The sequence below is a fragment of the Chryseosolibacter histidinae genome (assembly GCF_018598225.1).
Classification (GTDB): Bacteria; Bacteroidota; Bacteroidia; order Cytophagales; family Cyclobacteriaceae; genus Chryseosolibacter; species Chryseosolibacter histidini.
Map to the genome: position 1 here is coordinate 47,244 of NZ_JAHESF010000011.1, position 16,386 is coordinate 63,629.

15 protein-coding genes are annotated in these 16,386 nt (G+C 50.6%); 11 read left to right on the forward strand and 4 right to left on the reverse strand.

What is annotated here, in order from left to right:
* Genes KK083_RS12715 through KK083_RS12730 form a run of 4 tightly spaced genes read right to left on the reverse strand, consistent with a single transcriptional unit; the run spans position 1 to position 5,054 of the window.
* Positions 1 to 1,641 (reverse strand): glycosyltransferase, encoded by a 1,641-nt coding sequence (locus tag KK083_RS12715; RefSeq protein ID WP_254163618.1) that lies wholly within the window; start codon positions 1,639 to 1,641, stop codon positions 1 to 3.
* Entirely contained in the window at positions 1,634 to 2,884 is a 1,251-nt protein-coding gene (locus KK083_RS12720; RefSeq protein ID WP_254163619.1) for a glycosyltransferase family 2 protein, read from the reverse strand. The genes KK083_RS12715 and KK083_RS12720 overlap by 8 nt, the downstream gene beginning before the upstream one ends.
* Positions 2,881 to 4,164: an ABC transporter ATP-binding protein gene (locus tag KK083_RS12725; protein ID WP_254163620.1), complete on the reverse strand. Its 1,284-nt coding sequence runs from the start codon at positions 4,162 to 4,164 to the stop codon at positions 2,881 to 2,883. Before KK083_RS12725 ends, KK083_RS12720 begins: the two co-directional genes overlap by 4 nt.
* An 11-nt stretch (positions 4,165 to 4,175) precedes the next feature.
* Positions 4,176 to 5,054 (reverse strand): ABC transporter permease, encoded by an 879-nt coding sequence (locus KK083_RS12730; RefSeq protein WP_254163621.1) that lies wholly within the window; start codon positions 5,052 to 5,054, stop codon positions 4,176 to 4,178.
* A gap of 295 nt (positions 5,055 to 5,349) precedes the next feature.
* Between KK083_RS12730 and arsN2 the strand changes: the two genes are divergently transcribed.
* The 11 genes from arsN2 (at position 5,350) to KK083_RS12785 (ending at position 16,334) form a co-directional block, all read left to right on the forward strand.
* Positions 5,350 to 5,790, forward strand: a complete 441-nt coding sequence (gene arsN2, locus KK083_RS12735) for an arsenic resistance N-acetyltransferase ArsN2 (RefSeq protein ID WP_254163622.1) — start codon at positions 5,350 to 5,352, stop codon at positions 5,788 to 5,790.
* A 238-nt stretch (positions 5,791 to 6,028) separates the two neighbouring features.
* Complete coding sequence (serA, locus tag KK083_RS12740; protein WP_254163623.1) at positions 6,029 to 7,921, forward strand: phosphoglycerate dehydrogenase; 1,893 nt, start codon at positions 6,029 to 6,031, stop codon at positions 7,919 to 7,921.
* 30 nt (positions 7,922 to 7,951) lie between these two features.
* Positions 7,952 to 8,854: a bestrophin family protein gene (locus tag KK083_RS12745; RefSeq protein ID WP_254163624.1), complete on the forward strand. Its 903-nt coding sequence runs from the start codon at positions 7,952 to 7,954 to the stop codon at positions 8,852 to 8,854.
* Positions 8,835 to 9,749 (forward strand): bestrophin family protein, encoded by a 915-nt coding sequence (locus KK083_RS12750; protein WP_254163625.1) that lies wholly within the window; start codon positions 8,835 to 8,837, stop codon positions 9,747 to 9,749. The genes KK083_RS12745 and KK083_RS12750 overlap by 20 nt, the downstream gene beginning before the upstream one ends.
* 4 nt (positions 9,750 to 9,753) lie before the next feature.
* The gene (locus KK083_RS12755; protein WP_254163626.1) at positions 9,754 to 10,395 is read left to right on the forward strand and encodes a hypothetical protein; all 642 of its coding nucleotides are present in this window, start codon (positions 9,754 to 9,756) and stop codon (positions 10,393 to 10,395) included.
* Positions 10,396 to 10,787: 392 nt separating this feature from the next.
* Positions 10,788 to 11,870, forward strand: coding sequence for an aminotransferase class V-fold PLP-dependent enzyme (locus KK083_RS12760; RefSeq protein ID WP_254163627.1), 1,083 nt, complete (start codon positions 10,788 to 10,790; stop codon positions 11,868 to 11,870).
* A 92-nt stretch (positions 11,871 to 11,962) separates the two neighbouring features.
* Positions 11,963 to 12,502, forward strand: a complete 540-nt coding sequence (locus KK083_RS12765) for an RNA polymerase sigma factor (protein ID WP_254163628.1) — start codon at positions 11,963 to 11,965, stop codon at positions 12,500 to 12,502.
* Between the two features lie 35 nt (positions 12,503 to 12,537).
* Complete coding sequence (locus KK083_RS12770; RefSeq protein ID WP_254163629.1) at positions 12,538 to 12,963, forward strand: hypothetical protein; 426 nt, start codon at positions 12,538 to 12,540, stop codon at positions 12,961 to 12,963.
* A gap of 2 nt (positions 12,964 to 12,965) precedes the next feature.
* Entirely contained in the window at positions 12,966 to 13,460 is a 495-nt protein-coding gene (locus tag KK083_RS12775; protein WP_254163630.1) for a hypothetical protein, read from the forward strand.
* Positions 13,461 to 13,513: 53 nt separating this feature from the next.
* Positions 13,514 to 14,425: a hypothetical protein gene (locus tag KK083_RS12780; protein WP_254163631.1), complete on the forward strand. Its 912-nt coding sequence runs from the start codon at positions 13,514 to 13,516 to the stop codon at positions 14,423 to 14,425.
* A gap of 49 nt (positions 14,426 to 14,474) precedes the next feature.
* Positions 14,475 to 16,334, forward strand: coding sequence for a M1 family metallopeptidase (locus KK083_RS12785; RefSeq protein ID WP_254163632.1), 1,860 nt, complete (start codon positions 14,475 to 14,477; stop codon positions 16,332 to 16,334).
* Positions 16,335 to 16,386: the final 52 nt, after the last annotated feature.

Consider the following 16,386-nt stretch of genomic DNA (forward strand, 5'->3'; position numbering starts at 1 on the left):
TTAAGCTTTAACCGCCTTTACTGAAATGATAACCTGGTAGTCCGGATCGTGACGATACAACGCATCCTTTCTGACCTCAGGTAGTCCCATGCCATAGAGGAATGCCGCCGCCGTGTAAACATTGCCATAGGTCTGGACGTCTACTTTCGAACCGTTGAAAGTTTCCTGCATCAGTCTTTTCATAGACGTATCCGTGAATGACCAGAGCCAGTAGTCTTTCCATGCGCCGCGGTCGATCTGGCTGATACCGGGCACCGTGAGCAGAAGACAACCACCGGGTTTCAGAATGCGGTAGCAGGTCTTCAATGCGTTTTTGAAATCATAGATGAGGTGCAGCGTTTGTGTGAAGATGATACAATCAAAACGGCCTGACGGGATCTGCGGCACGTGACTGATATCGCCTACGATGGTGGCTTTTGCATTGGAAGAGTCGATGTGAAGGATATCACTTTGCTGAACGCAGTCTCTCCCGAAGCGCATCGTATATTCATTGTCACCGATCTCGAGCACCGAGCCCCGGATGTGATCGCTGCTGGCGCCGAGGAAGCTCTCGATATAAAATCTGTCGATCGCGCCACCCCTTTCGAAACCGAAATCATTGCTGAACGGCGTCATGCGGTCAAAGTCTCCGGGCTGTACATTCCCTTGCGCAGGTACGTATTGTCTGTAGTATCCCTTGCGATGCAAAAACTTCAACAATACATCCGGCAGAGATCCCTTCAGCGCACTCCTTGCGGAAACGCCGGCTTTCTTGATCAGATACACGAGAAATTTCTTCGGTTTTTCGCGGGCCAAAAGAGTCAGCGATTGCAACGATGGCCAGCGGCCTCCTCCTGCCTCCTCCCACAATCTGCTGAACAGGCGTGATGCATAGTAGGCACGCCAGGTCTTCAGCCCTGACTGGTACGCTGCGCGCTCCTCCTGGTTTTTCAGAAGCGATCTCTGCCTTCTGCATACCTTCATCACATGCCGCAGCATAAATACAACGTTGGCCGACATGTTAGTGCCGTGAATACGGTAGGCCGCTATTTTCCGGTCATGTGATCCAACGGGATGCCTGCGAGCGATCCGGAAATACAGGTCATAGTCCTCGCATGCCTTCAGCGTGGTGTCAAACCTGAAGTGCTGGAAGAGCCATCGCTGATACATCACCGCCGCATGCATGCCGATATAATTACCTTTTAACAGGCTCAGATAATGTTTCTCACTGACCGTCTGTTGTACTTCATCATCCAGCGGATAACCCCACTCGTCAACCTTGTCATGCCATCCTGAAACAAAAGCACACCCGGGATGCTGCTCCAGGTATTTCAAATGAGTGGCAACCGCTTCGGGATATAACCAGTCATCGGCATCGAGGAACACCAGGAAACTTCCCGTGCTTTCGTCGATACCTTTGTTTCGCGCTGCTGACAGTCCTGCATTGGGCTGATGAACGTAATGCACACCGGTGAATGACGATGCCACCTCGCGTGTGTTGTCTGTCGACCCATCATCCACCACCACAATATCGATGTGAGGATAGCTTTGCCGTTGCGCGCTTTGTATGGCGTCAGCCAGGTATCTCCCGTGGTTATAACAGGTGATAATGACCGATACCACGGGTTGTATCTGCGGAGCTGTCTCTCTATAATCATCCATAGATCTTCGAATTCGTGTTGCGATGGCGCCAGTAATAAAACAAACCGCTCACAATGCCGCGCATCTCCGAGAGCAATGTGCGATACTGAAACTTGTAATATGGAAACCCTTTGCGGATCAGACTCAGGTAATAGAGCGGCACCACCTTCAGCAGGTGCAGTAAGTTTCCACGGTGACCGAAGCGCTGATGCTGAATCAGTATGGCAACGGTGAATCCTCTCATATAAGCATACAGCTGACCTTTCAGCTCCTGGATAGAATGCCTGTGATGATGCTGGACCACAGCTTTCGGATTATACCGGATGGTAAAACCGTTGGCGAGTATCCTGTACCAAAGCTCCGAGTCTCCGTTGCAACCCGCCGCGCCGGCATCCAGTCGTTCATCAAAATACCCTACCTCTTCAAAGATCGCTTTGCGGAATGCCATGTTGGCGCCGGCACCGATCTCCCAAACCGGTGGTCCCGCTTCAAGCGTTGCGTTGAAAAAATGATGGTCGTATTGTTTGCTGATGTATCCGCGGTTGAAAGGCCAGTACTTTTCAAAGATCACTTCAGCTTCCGTGCTCAGCGATGCTGCGATCACCAGCCCCGTCATGGCTGCCAGCGACGGATCACGGAATGTTTCAAAGACGCGGTAAGTCCAGTGGATATCGGGAATGGTATCATCGTCAAGGTAGGCTACAATAGCGCTCTCCGCCTCCAATGCACCGCGGTTGCGTGCAATGTCAAGCCCCGGCCTGTCTTCCCGTACATATCGAACGCCTTCAAATTCCGCCACAACATTCTCTGTGTCGTTGTTGGAGGGAGCATTGTCCACCACCACAATTTCGGCGGGCCGGCACTGCTGCAACTGCAGGTGTTTTAAACATTCGCGCAGAAAAGCAGCACGATTACGGGTGCAAATGACGATGGATACATCGCATTGGCGGGGAATGTTAACGGGATGAAGGTGCGCTACGGCATCATCACACAAGGCTTTCAATGATGCTGCGTTGGGCGATGAAGGCTTTGCGGGTAATGGTGATATTCCCTGTTCATCGTAATACCACGACAACGCCGGCCAGATGGCATCCAGGCATTCACGCCAGAAAAGATCTTCTGAAACGGATGCTCTCAGGTAGCGCTCACCCAGGGGTATCGATCTGTACCAGAATACGCAGTAGTGCGCGCCACTGCCCAGGTCAACACGCACGTTATCTGCTGCGAGATCGAGGTGATGAATTTTATATGTATTAAAGATCATGATCCTGGCACCGCTTCCTTGGCGTGGGCAAGCTGCCGCACGCGAAAAGGAAACTTCGGACGAACATGTCCTGACCACTTCCCAAACCAATTCATGTTTTCCCGGTAATCTTCAACCTCCAGCGAAAGACAATCCTCCAGATAGAACAGCTCCACTGATGTGTCTTTCACGAAGATCAATGAAAAGTAGTAACTGCCATCGTTCAAAAAATTACCGGGGATATCAACCTGGCCTTCTGCCAACCCCTTCCTAAATTCTTGTGGTGTTGAGCTTACATCAAAAATGCATTCCCGACTCTGCGTGAATAAGTGTAACCCCACGCAGATGTTCTGGCCTTCTATCAAATTCCAGAATTTAAAGCGGATCGTTATCGGTGTGCGAATATCGACAGGGTCATCTGCGTTTTTTAAATGTGGAATTAGCTCCACGAAATTGACCCGGATAAAGTTATTTCCCGGTGAGTGGTTGATATCATCCCACGACTGACGATAACGTTTCTGCTGATGCCGACTCATGTAAGCGTTAACCACTTTGAGTGACGTACCGATGTCGATCATTTTTCCTTTCTGCAGATGCATGGCGCGATGACAAAGGCTGATCACCGATTGCATGTTGTGGCTCACATAAAGAATGGTTCGCCCCTGCCGCGACGACACCTCCTGCATTTTGCCCAGGCATTTCTTCTGAAAATCGGCATCACCCACGGCCAGCACCTCATCTACGATGAGAATGTCGGGCTCGAGGTGCGCTGCCACGGCAAATGCCAGTCGCATATACATGCCCGATGAATAACGTTTCACCGGCGTATCGATGAATTGCTCCACCCCGGAAAACGCAACGATCTCGTCGAACTTCTTTTTTATTTCGCGGCGCTGCATACCTAGAAAATAACCGTTGAGGTAAATATTCTCGCGACCCGACAGCTCATCGTTGAACCCGGTGCCGATCTCGAGCAGGCTGTTGATGCGCCCCCTCCCGCGCACGATGCCCCGCGTAGGATTGATGATTCCCGATAAGATCTTCAGCAGTGTCGATTTGCCCGCGCCGTTGCTGCCAATGATCCCGAACACCTCGCCTTCTTTGACATCGAACGACACATCATGGAGCGCCCAGATGTGCGAATCGTCTGCAGCACCGGTCTCCGAAAAGAACGGATCGTTTTTCTTCAGCACCGAAGAGAGCCACCACCGTTTGATATCCTGACGGAAAGACCCGGTACCTACTTTTCCCAGCGCATAGAGCTTGGAAAGTGCCTCAACCTGGATGATGGGTTCTGCCATACGTTTAATGGTTAAATAACATCCTGCAACCTGTTGCCGAACTTGTTAAAGAGCAGTGAGCCCGCCAGCACCAACAACAGTGTGCTTCCGGCGCTGTAAAGCAATTGCACGCCGGTGAAAGTGCCCTGCCCCATGAACCCGAACCTGAAGAACTCAACTACGGGGCACATCGGGTTCAGGCTTACCCAAAGGCGGAAAGCAGGGTCAACTATCGACAACGGATAAATGATGGGTGTGGCAAACATGAGCAACCGCACAATCAGGTGGATCACGTTGACCAGGTCGCGGTACTTGGCTGTGAGGATCGAAAAGATCAGCCCCATGCCGAGGCCGAAGCTGGCAACAACAACCGTTGAAAATATCATGGCTGAGAACCATCGCAGCGGATGGTCGATCACCTGGCGAGGGTCTACCACCAGCAGCATCACAAAGAAGATCAAGAACTGGATGCCGAAGCGGATGAAGTTGACCAGCATCACTGACAGGGGCATGATGAGGCGTGGAAAGTAAACCTTGCCGAACAGCGACCCGTTTTGGATAAAAGTGAAGGAGGTGCCGGTGAAGCATTCGGCGAAAAGAGTCCACAGGATGATGCCCGACAGGTAAAAAAGCGAAGGTGGCAGGCCATCGGTAGAAAGTCCCACCGCCTTTTCAAAGATCAGCACATAGATGATCAGCACGATCACAGGTTGAAAAACGATCCAGAGAGGTCCCAACAGGGTTTGCTGGTGATGGATCAGGAAATCCCTTCGCACAAGCCTCAGAAGCAGATGCCGGTAGCTCCACAACTGCAAAAACTGCCCTTTCCACCAGAACGATTCCGGTTTGATTTCCCAGGCCCAGCTTTTCTTGGATGACGTAGTCTGGCTCAAGTCAAAGATTGTTTCCATCACTGACTAATAATTTAATGCCCGGTTAAAGGCACTGGGAATTGGGCATCAGGTGTTACCCCTTTCGGGGGATCAGAAAGCCCCGAACAGCGCAACTGCACCGGAGCGCAGGAACAGATCACTGTTGTATCGCAGGCCATTGAAGCGTATACAAGCCGGGTTGACAACGCGGCCAGGATCCGTCACCGCTGTAAGAACGATGTTTTGTTCGCGACCGGTGAGAAGCAAAAAGAAAAAAGATAACGCTACGAAATGAGGTTTTCTCGGTTTATCTTGATGCTGCAACTGAAACGGTATGGAACTGACGTACAGACTCATTGATGACACGGCGAGCTTCGAAGCTTTCCGTTCGCTGCTGAAAGCCTCCAGCCTTCCAGCCGATGACCTCAACTACAAAAGGGACCTTCTCGTGGGCTATTACGAAGGGGACTCGCTTGTAGGCACCGGTGCGCTCGAGATCCATGGCAACTATGCCTTGCTGCGATCATTGTCAGTGAAGCTCGGCATCCGCGGCAAGTCCGTGGGTACCACCATCACAGAGTACCTGCTCGATGAGGCCCGGAAGAAGAAACTGAAAGCGATCTACCTGCTCACCGAAACTGCCCGTGGCTTTTTTCTGAAAAAAGGATTCACAGAAGTGCAGCGCGATGAAGTCCCCGCCGACGTCAAGGCTTCCTCTGAGTTCTCACAGGTGTGCCCTGTAACAGCGGTGGTGATGGTATTGCCAATTAATTGAAGAGTCCAAAGACCACAGTCGACAGTCCACAGCCATCTGGTGCGCCCTCTCAAATTGAAGGTACGAGGTACGAATTACGAAGTACGATTTCGGTACTCCACACTAACCTGCTGTGGTCCGTCGACAGTGGACCGTGGACCATCCGTCAACTATCAATCGTTAGCCCTTCAATTAATATTTCCCTCTCCCGTGGACTGTTGACACGGGGCTTATTACATTTGCGGTTCATAGAGCTTGCATGAAACTGAATAAGTACTTCGTAATCGATTTCGACAGCACATTCACCAAAGTAGAAGCGTTTGACGTGCTGGCGGATATCTCGTTGAAAGACCATCCTGAGAGAGAAGAGCGTAAAAAACAGATCGTTCAGATCACGAACCAGGGTATGGACGGTTCGATCTCCTTCCGGGAATCGCTCGAAAGAAGGCTGAACCTGCTCGCACCAAGCAAGCAGCATCTCAACCCGCTGATCAGCGAGCTGAAGGGAAGCGTATCGGAATCATTCAAGCGCAACCGCGATTTCTTCACCCGGTATGCGGATAACATCTACATTATCTCCAATGGGTTCAGGGAGTTCATTGAACCGATCGTGACGGAATTCGGCATCAAATCGGAGAATATTCTGGCCAATGAGTTTAAATTTGACAAGGAAGGTAAGGTTGTGGGTTTCGATGTGGAGAACCCGCTTTCTGCCAACGGCGGGAAAGTGGCACAGCTGAAGAAACTTAATCTTCCGGGCGACGTTTACGTGATCGGTGACGGGTATACCGATTACGAGATCAAACACGCCGGTCTGGCCAACAAGTTCTACGCCTTCACTGAAAACGTGGCGCGTGAGAACGTGAAGAGCAAGGCCGACCACATTACCCCCAGCCTCGACGAATTTTTATACCTCAACAAATTGAATACCGCCATCTCCTACCCCAAGAACAGGATCAACGTGCTGCTGTTGGAGAATGTCCATCCGGTAGCCATTGAACTGCTGAAAGCCGAAGGTTTCAATGTAGAGACGTATCACGCGGCGTTAACCGAAGAAGAGCTGTGTGAAAAGATCAAGAACGTCTCTGTGCTGGGTATCCGTTCCAAAACACAGGTAACGGCCAAAGTGCTTGAGAACGCGAACCGCCTGATGACCATCGGTGCGTTTTGTATCGGTACCAACCAGATCGATCTCAAGGAGGCCACCCGCAAGGGCATCGCCGTGTTCAACGCGCCGTTCAGCAATACCCGCTCCGTTGTAGAGCTCGCGGTGGCGGAGATGATCATGCTGATGCGCAACATCGTAGACAAGTCTGTGAAGATGCATCAGGGTGTGTGGGACAAGTCGGCCAAAGGAAGCTTCGAAGTGCGCGGAAAGAAACTGGGCCTCATCGGTTACGGCAATATCGGCACACAACTTTCCGTGATCGCTGAATCGCTGGGCATGAAGGTCTACTACTACGACACCGAAGAAAAACTTTCACTTGGAAACGCTGTCAAGTGCAAATCCATGAAAGAGGTGCTCGAGCAGGTTGATGTGGTGTCGCTGCATGTTGACGGAAGAAAATCCAACACCAACCTGATCGGTGCGAAAGAATTCGCCATCATGAAGAAAGGTGTGATCTTCATCAACCTCAGCCGCGGCCATGTGGTAGACATCCAGGCCCTGCGTGAAAATATTCTCAGCGGAAGAGTAGCAGGCGCTGCCATCGACGTTTTCCCTTACGAGCCTGTGAGCAACGACGAGGAATTTAAATCGGAGCTGCGTGGACTGCCTAATACGATCCTGACACCTCACATCGGCGGAAGCACGCTGGAGGCGCAGGAGAACATCGGCAATTTCGTGCCGGGCAAGATCATGGAGTACATCAACACGGGAAGCACTTCCAACAGCGTGAACTTCCCTAACCTGACATTGCCCATACTGGAAAATGCACACCGCCTGATCCATATCCATAACAATGTGCCGGGTATCCTTGCCAAGATCAACCAGATCCTGGCTGCCCATGGTATCAACATCGTGGGCCAGTACCTGAAAACCACTGAATCGATCGGATACGTGATCACTGATATCAACAAGGAATACGATAAGGAGGTTGTAAAAGCGCTGCGCGAGATCGAGCACACAATAAAGTTCCGCATCCTGTATTGATAACACGCCCGGGTTTAATACGTTTGTATTATGAAATCCAGGCTTAAGGATACGATCTGGTTTTTGGATCTAAGGCATGCCTTCCGGACGCCCACCTGGAAAGCGCTGGCCCTGAGCATGGTGCTGATCTCAGCTTACTACCTGGCACTGTATTTCCTGGTTAATCATTTCATCAATTTCGAATTTGAGATCCCTGGCTTCGTGATCTATTCGCTGGGCTATGTGATCGCCATCCTGTTCTATTTCAGACTCAATAATTCCTACTACCGCTGGAATGATGGTAACAAGGCCATGGCACAGCTGCGGGCGCTGAACGAATCGTTCGTGATGAAAGCCAGGACCTACCTTGGCGGCGATGAGGAGGAGTTGAAATTCCTGGCCACCATGGTCAAGAACCATTACCGTGCCCTGCGCGACCTCGTACGCGGATTTCAAAATCCTAAAAACCTGATCGAACCCAGGCCGGGCTACAGCAGCAAAATGGAAGGCTCGCAACATCTGGCCACCCGGCTTACCAGCCTGCTCGTGCAACGGGTCAACGCGCTGTACAACGATGGCAAGCTCACCCGCATTCAGTTCCTCGACCTGAGCAGGATCATTCATAAGAATACCGAAATTGTATCCACTTGTGAGGCGTTACAAGACTCACCGCCACCGAAAACGTATATCTTCCACATCCGTGGATTCATTCTCGCTTACGCCGCCATGATCCCTTTCGGTTTCATGGGGCATTTCGAAGCATGGGTGCTGTTGTTCCTGGTGGTGTTCTTTTACTTCTATGCAGGGCTCGAAATGGTGAGTGATGAAATGGAAGACCCCTTTGGCTTCGATGAGAACGACATACCCGTGGCGCAGCTCACTGACCTTGTGGAAAAAAGGATAGATGCAATAACCTCCCCCTACCCCCCTCAATATGAACGACCCAAAACTTAAAAACAGAGAAAAATCCGTTTGGTTCTCTGTACTCTTTGACTTTCACCGCACCAAAACGCTCAAGAGGCTTTTGGTGAGTATGCTGCTGGTAGGAGCATATGCTTTTGTGGTGGATTATATCGAAAGCGAAATGCTTCACATCGACTTCAGGCCGCCCTCGTATGTGTACTCCATGCTTGGCATTGTGCTGGGTATTCTGCTGGTGTTCAGGACCAACACGGCCTACGATCGCTGGTGGGAAGGCCGCAAGCTGCTCAGCAAGTTGGGGTATAACTGGAAGAATGTAGCCCTGAAGCTCAATGCGTTTCTGCCTGCCAACGACCAGGAGAACCGTAAATATTTCGCCGCCATGATCGCCAACCACAGTTACTCCCTGAAAGAGAGTCTGCGCAATGGTGTGAAGAAGCACGAGCTGGTGGAAGCCGAGCCGGGTATGCTTGACAACCTCGACAAGATCTACCACGTTCCGAATTATTTTGCAGCAGGCATCTGCAACCGATTCAACGAGCTGTACAAGAGAGGTGTCATCACCGACATGCAGTTCCTGGAGCTCAGCAAACACATCGACGATGCTTCTGAAGTGGTAAGCAGCTGCGAACGGATCCACACCTCGCCTATCCCGTTTTCGTACGCCATTCACCTGAAAAAATTTCTCTTCGCGTTCGTGCTCATCCTGCCGTTCGGTTTCATTCACGATCTCGGTTACTGGTGTATCCTCATTGTGATGCTCATCTTCTATGCCATGGTAGGTCTCGATGTGATCGGCGAAGAGATCGAAGATCCGTTCGGCCAGGACGAGAACGACCTTCCTTTCGATGCCATCTGCAAATCGCTGAAAAAATCAGTGAACGAAATATTGATCCAACCCACCGTTAACGAATTTGTAAAAGCCTGACCCCATGAGCCGTAAATTTTACCTCGCCCTCTCCTGTCTCGGCGCTTCATTTCTGCTCGCTTCGTGCAGCAACCCGCTCGACAAGGAATTCAACCGCGAAACTGCTGAAGCTGATTTCACACGATTGGTGAAGCTCGGAAAGCTCGATTCAACCGACGCCTCGATCATGGCGCATTTTATGGTTGAACATGAGCTCATCGGCGCGCAGGTGCTGGAGATCGGCGCCACGTATCGCGATATACTCGCAGAATCCAGGAACTACTGGAACAGGACCGAGCATACCCGGAACGGAAAAGCAAAACACAGTGAAAGCAATGCGTTGGTACAAATAGAAGCGACGCCAGATCCGAAAAAGATCCAGCAGTCAGAATGGTCAAGCTCGCTGCCATATAAAGTGTCCATCCACAACACATCAGAAAAGAACATCCGGGCGCTGAAAGGCAAATTCGTTTTCATCGATGCCTTCGGAGAAACGTTGCATGAAGTTGAGTATAAATACCTGAATGCGCTTGCGCCTAACCAGAGGGTGGAAGAGCAGGTGAATTTCAGGATCATGCATATCGTATCACCGAACAAGATCGTTCAGTACAGCGAGCACAATCCATTCCGTGTAACATGGCAGGCCGACAGCGTTATTACGAACTAAGGCTAAATGACGGGCGGCAATTTCAGAAAACTTTGCACGTGTTGCGCAGCCTTGACGGCCTTCGCGCGAATGCATTAAAAAAAAGAAAACCCATCGGATCTGGTGAGGTGTTTCTGAACCCCATAAAGACAAGTTTTGAGCTGCCTGCAATCTCAACCTTCTTCTGTTAACCTGCTTTTTGGGCGAGGGCCCGACCCGATAGTCACCGGGAAGGGATGAGGCCTGATTTCAATTGAAAGCTACACTCGGTATTGTTTTAAATTGTTAGGTTCAGCAAACGTGTCCCAAATCCGAGTGGGAATTCGTTACGAACATATTGAAAAGTCATTTCCGCAGCAATGTTGAAAAAAAAGTATTTTTTCCGTAAGCAAATGATAGCTTTGTAACCCGTTATGGTACACCACGTTAATTTCACCCCCGGACCTTCTCAACTATATTTTACGGTAGCCGATCACGCACGGCAGGCCTTCAAGGAAAACATCCCGTCACTGTCGCACCGGAGCAAATTGTTCGAACAGATCTCCAGCGAAACCACCGGAGGATTGCGCCAGTTGCTTGGCATACCGGCAAGCCACCATATTTTTTTCACCGGCTCCGCCACGGAAGTATGGGAAAGGATCATACAAAATCTCGTGGCAGAAAGTTCATTTCACCTGGTGAATGGTTCCTTCTCTAAAAAGTTCTACGAGACCGCCGTGCAGCTGAACAAAAAGCCACAGAAGCTCGAAGTGAAAGAAGGCCTCGGATTCGATCCGCAGATCTCCATACCGCAAGGCACCGAGCTGATCGCTGTAACACACAACGAGACCAGCACAGGCGTTTCACTGCCGCTGGAAACCATCTACGCGCTGAAAGAAAATAATCCGCACGCGCTCGTGGCCGTAGATGCTGTATCATCACTGCCCTACCCTCAATTCGATTTTACAAAACTCGACTCTGTCTTCTTCTCCGTTCAGAAAGGATTTGGTTTGCCTGCAGGGTTGGGCGTATGGATCGTGAATGAAAAATGCATCGCGAAAGCGGATCAGCTTTTATCGAAAGGTTTCTCCATCGGCTCATACCACAACATTCCCAGCCTGAAAGTTCACGCCGTCAAAAACCAGACGCCCGAAACACCAAATGTGCTGGGCATCTACCTGCTGAACAAAGTAGTGCAGGATTTTTTAAGACGTGGCATCGACACCATCCGGAAAGAGACAGACTACAAAGCTGCGATCTTGTATCAGGCGCTGGAACAACATCCGCTGTTGTCTGCGTTTGTGCAGGAAAAGAAATTTCAGTCCAGAACGGTGATCGTGGCCGACTGCCAGAGTCACACTGAAAAAGCTACCGCGTTCCTGCAGCAGAAAGGTTTGTATCCGGGAGACGGTTATGGTCCTTCCAAAAAAACACAGCTGCGCTTTGCTAACTTCCCGGCGCACTCCAAAGAGCAGTATGAATTGCTTGTGGATTCCCTTTTAGAATTTAGAATTTAGAATATAGATTCTTTCTCCAGAAAAATTTGATGCATGTTTAAACCTTAGACAGGCCGAAATGTCTATATTCAAACACCAAGCCTCACCGCTATTTGGAAGACAAGGAACTGCTGGAAAAGGTCAGGAATCCGGATACACTGAACTACGGGTTCAATCTGCTGGTACGGGCTTACCAGCAAAAGGTGTATTGGCATATCCGCAAGATGGTGATCGACCACGACGATGCTGATGACATCACCCAGGAAGTGTTCATCAAGGTGTATAAGAATATCGGCGGCTTTCGTGAAGACTCTCAGCTTTACACCTGGATCTACCGCATTGCCACCAACGAGTGCCTGAGCTTCCTTCAACGCAAAAAGCGCAGGTTCTTTCTGCCCATCGGAGACGTAGCCGGAGAACTGTCAGGAAAGCTCGATAGCTCACCGCATATTTCTGGCGACGAGATCCAGCTGCAGCTTCAGAAAGCGTTGCTGACGTTACCGGACAAGCAGCGGTTGGTGTTCAACATGAGGTATTTTGACGATATGAGCTATGAAGACATTTCGGAGATCACCAACACCAGTGTGGGCGCCCTGAAAGCGAGCTTCCACCACGCCGTTAAAAAAATCGAGGACTTTTTAGCATCGCGTTAAACCTTTGTATCTCAGGGAAGTCAATAGAAAAGACCATGAAAAAACTGGAAAACATACCTAAAAAAGAGATCTTCAGCGTGCCTGATGGCTATTTCGATACGCTGCCAGGTAAAATACAGGCGCGGATCTCCAAAGAAACGCCAGCCCGCGAGCAGGGCTTCGTTTTCAGGTATAAATTGCAGTATGTGCTGCCCGTTGTTGTACTGCTTGCGGCAGGCATCTACTGGTTTGCGAGCTCAAACCAAACCAACGATCCTGAAACATTGCTCGCCTCCGTGCAAACCGAAGCGCTCATGGCATACCTGAGTGAATCAGACCTGACAACGGAAGACATTCTCGAAACCATTGACTTCAACACGTCAGACCTGGACGCCATCGAAAGCGAAGTGTATGAGCTCAACCTCGACGCCTTGCCGCTGGAAGATGGGATAGACGACGATATTAACCCGGAAGATATTTGACCATGAAAACCCTTAAGATATTGCTGCTCCTGCTCTGCGTGGTGCCGGCCTTCGCCCAGGAAGATGAGGCGATGGAGATCGACAGAGATCCGAAGGCCCAGCAGAAGATCAAAGCCGCCCATGCCGCCTACATCACCGAATGCCTTGGACTTACGCCTGACGAAGCGGAAAAATTCTGGCCCGTATACCGTGAGTATGCCGGCAAAAGACAGGAGCTCAGACAACAGTTCAGGGACGCCCGGAAGAACGGCCAGGATGAAAAAGCTTTGCTCGACCTCGACCTGAAGATCAAACAACAGGAGCTCGACCTCGAAAAAGATTACTCGGGGCGTTTTCAGAAGATCATCACGCCGCAGAAGCTGATGAACCTGCGGCAGGCTGAAGGTGATTTCAGGCGCCTGATCCTCCGGCAGATCCAGCAACGGCAGCAACAAATAGAAAAACGTCACCAGATGCGCGACCGGTCAAACCAACGCCTGCAGCAACGAAACAATTAGATATACGTCAACAGCGAATGGACAGGATCCGATGTTGGCTTTTAGCGCTCACCATGGCAGCATCCCAGGCTTATGCCCAGGATGCTGATTCGTTATTGACAAACGCTTCGTCTTTCTCTGCCGCAGATTCACTCTCCATCTTCAGCCTCATTGACAGCCTGCTCAGTCTCGAAGACGCATCAGGCTCGCAACTGGCGCTTCGCATGGCCTACAACAGCAACGTACTGTCTGCGGGCAGAACGCTGGGCATCGAAAATTTCGGGCTCGCGCCAGGCGTTTCATATTATCACCGTTCAGGCTTTTACGGCGATCTTTCGGGCTACTGGAGCAAGGATTTTGAGCCTGCGTATTACCTTACCGTGGCATCGCTCGGCTATATGCGCGACCTCTCGAAACATTTTTCGGTGATGGCAGGATATGACCGATATTTTTACAACATCGCAACGAACGAGAACAGTTACATCCCTTACAAAAACACGTTATCCGTCAGCCCTATCGTGGAGCTCAAACCGTTGTCGCTGAGCGCGAACTATTCGTTCTATTTTGGTGATCAGCGTGCGCACAGGATCATGCCCTGCCTGACGCTCACCTTCCAGAAAAGGAAATTCCGGAGCATCGACCGCATCGCCTTCATGCCTTCGGTATTTGCGCTGATGGGTGACGAGGTGATCACAAAAATGGAATTTGTGCCGCCGAAAACACTACGCGAGGCAGCCGATAATATCAGGAAGTACGGAACCCGTTTCAGTGTTGCGCAGGTACGCAACCATGTATTCGGTATGATGAATTATGCCTTCAGCACGCCTTTAAGTATCTCCCACAAACAATGGATGCTGACCTTCACCTGGTCTTACAGCATTCCCAAAGCGCTGCCCGGAGAAACCCTTACCCTGTCTGAAAGCACTTACCTGTCTGGCAGCCTCACCTACATTATAGACCTCAGGCGGCATAAAAACCCTTTGTAAAATAGTGGGGTTTGGATATTTTGCAAACGTTAACACCAAACCACCTATCATGCTTAAGATCAGATTATTGTTCTGCCTCGCAACCGTTGTTCTCCAGCAGGCCGTTGCACAGGAATACCGCTGGCAACAAAGGGCTGAATATGTGATGGACATCCGCCTGGATGTGAATACACACCGTGTCAATGGCACGCAGAAGCTCACCTACTACAACAATTCAAAAGATACACTTGCCAAAGTATATTATCACCTCTACTTCAATGCATTCCAGCCCGGCAGCATGATGGATGTAAGGTCGAGGAACATCATGGATCCAGACCCGCGGGTCACCGACCGCATCTCGAAGCTAAGAGAAGATGAGATCGGCTACCAGCACATCCAGAGCCTGAAGCAGGATGGCAAAAATGTGAGCTACATCATCAACGGAACAGTGCTGGAGGTGACGTTGGCGAAAGCCCTTGTGCCCGGAGGAAAAACGGTGTTCGACATGACGTTCGAATCGCAGGTGCCCGTGCAGATCAGAAGGTCGGGACGGAATAACAAGGAAGGCATCTCCTACTCCATGACACAGTGGTATCCGAAGATGGCCGAATATGATTTTCAGGGATGGCATGCTTACCAATATGTGGCGCGTGAATTCCATGGCGTGTGGGGAGACTTTGACGTGAAGATCACCCTCGATCCCTCCTTCATGGTAGCGGGCACCGGCAAGCTTCAGAATGCCGACAAGATCGGATATGGTTACGAAAAAGCAGGCACCACGGTAAAAAGACCGGAAGGAAACCTGACGTGGCACTTCATCGCTAAAAATGTTCACGACTTTGCATGGGCTGCAGATCCGGAATATGAGCACGAGAAACTCCAGGTACCTGGCGGACCCGAGCTGCATTACTTTTATCAGCCGGGCGCCAAGACCACTGAGGTATGGAAAAAAATGATGGAGTACGGCGTGCGCCATTTCGAGTTCATGAATAAAACCTTCGGCCAGTATCCGTACGACACTTATTCGATCATACAGGGTGGAGACGGCGGCATGGAGTACCCGATGTGCACGCTCATTACCGGAGAAAGAACTTTTGGCAGCCTCGTTGGCGTGATGGCCCACGAAGCCGCGCACAGCTGGTACCAGGGGGTGCTCGCCTCCAATGAATCGTTGTATCCGTGGGTGGACGAAGGCTTCACCGATTTCGCCGCAAACGAGTCGATGGCTTTCATGTTCAATGAGACCGATCCTCACAAAGGAAGTTACGGCGGGTATTTCTCGCTCGTGAAAAGTGGTTTACAGGAGCCTGCCAGCCAGCACTCAGATCACTACAGCACCAACAGGGCTTATGGCACTGCGGCGTACAATATGGGTACCGTTTTTCTGCATCAGCTCAAGTACATCATTGGTGAGGAACAATTCTACCATGGCATGCGCCGGTATTACAACGCGTGGAAATTCAGACATCCCGAGCCGGAAGATTTCATCCGGATCATGGAAAAGGTTTCGGGCCTGCAACTGGCATGGTACCTGAACTACTGGATCAGTACCACTAAACGTATCGACTACAACGTTAAAGCAGTAGTGGCTGCCGGTGACGAGACCATGGTAACACTGGAACGTGTGGGTGAGTTTCCCATGCCGGTAGACCTTCTGGTAACTTACAAGGACGGAAGCAAAGAGATGTATTATGTGCCCCTGAATGAAACCCTCGGCAACAAACCGGTGGAAGATAAGACCGTTCAGCGTTACGATCTCCAGGCATGGCCCTGGGTAAATCCCACGTACACGCTGAGGATCAAACGCAGGGCCGCCGACGTTGCATCGGTTGAGATCGACCCCAGCCTTCGCCTGGCCGATATTGACCGGAAGAATAACAAGATCGACATGGCCCAGGCAATGAAGCCATACCAGGATCCGACTAAATAGTCGAAAGTTTGAAGTTTAAAATGGTTTCCAGTTACCAGTTTCCGGGTAGCCA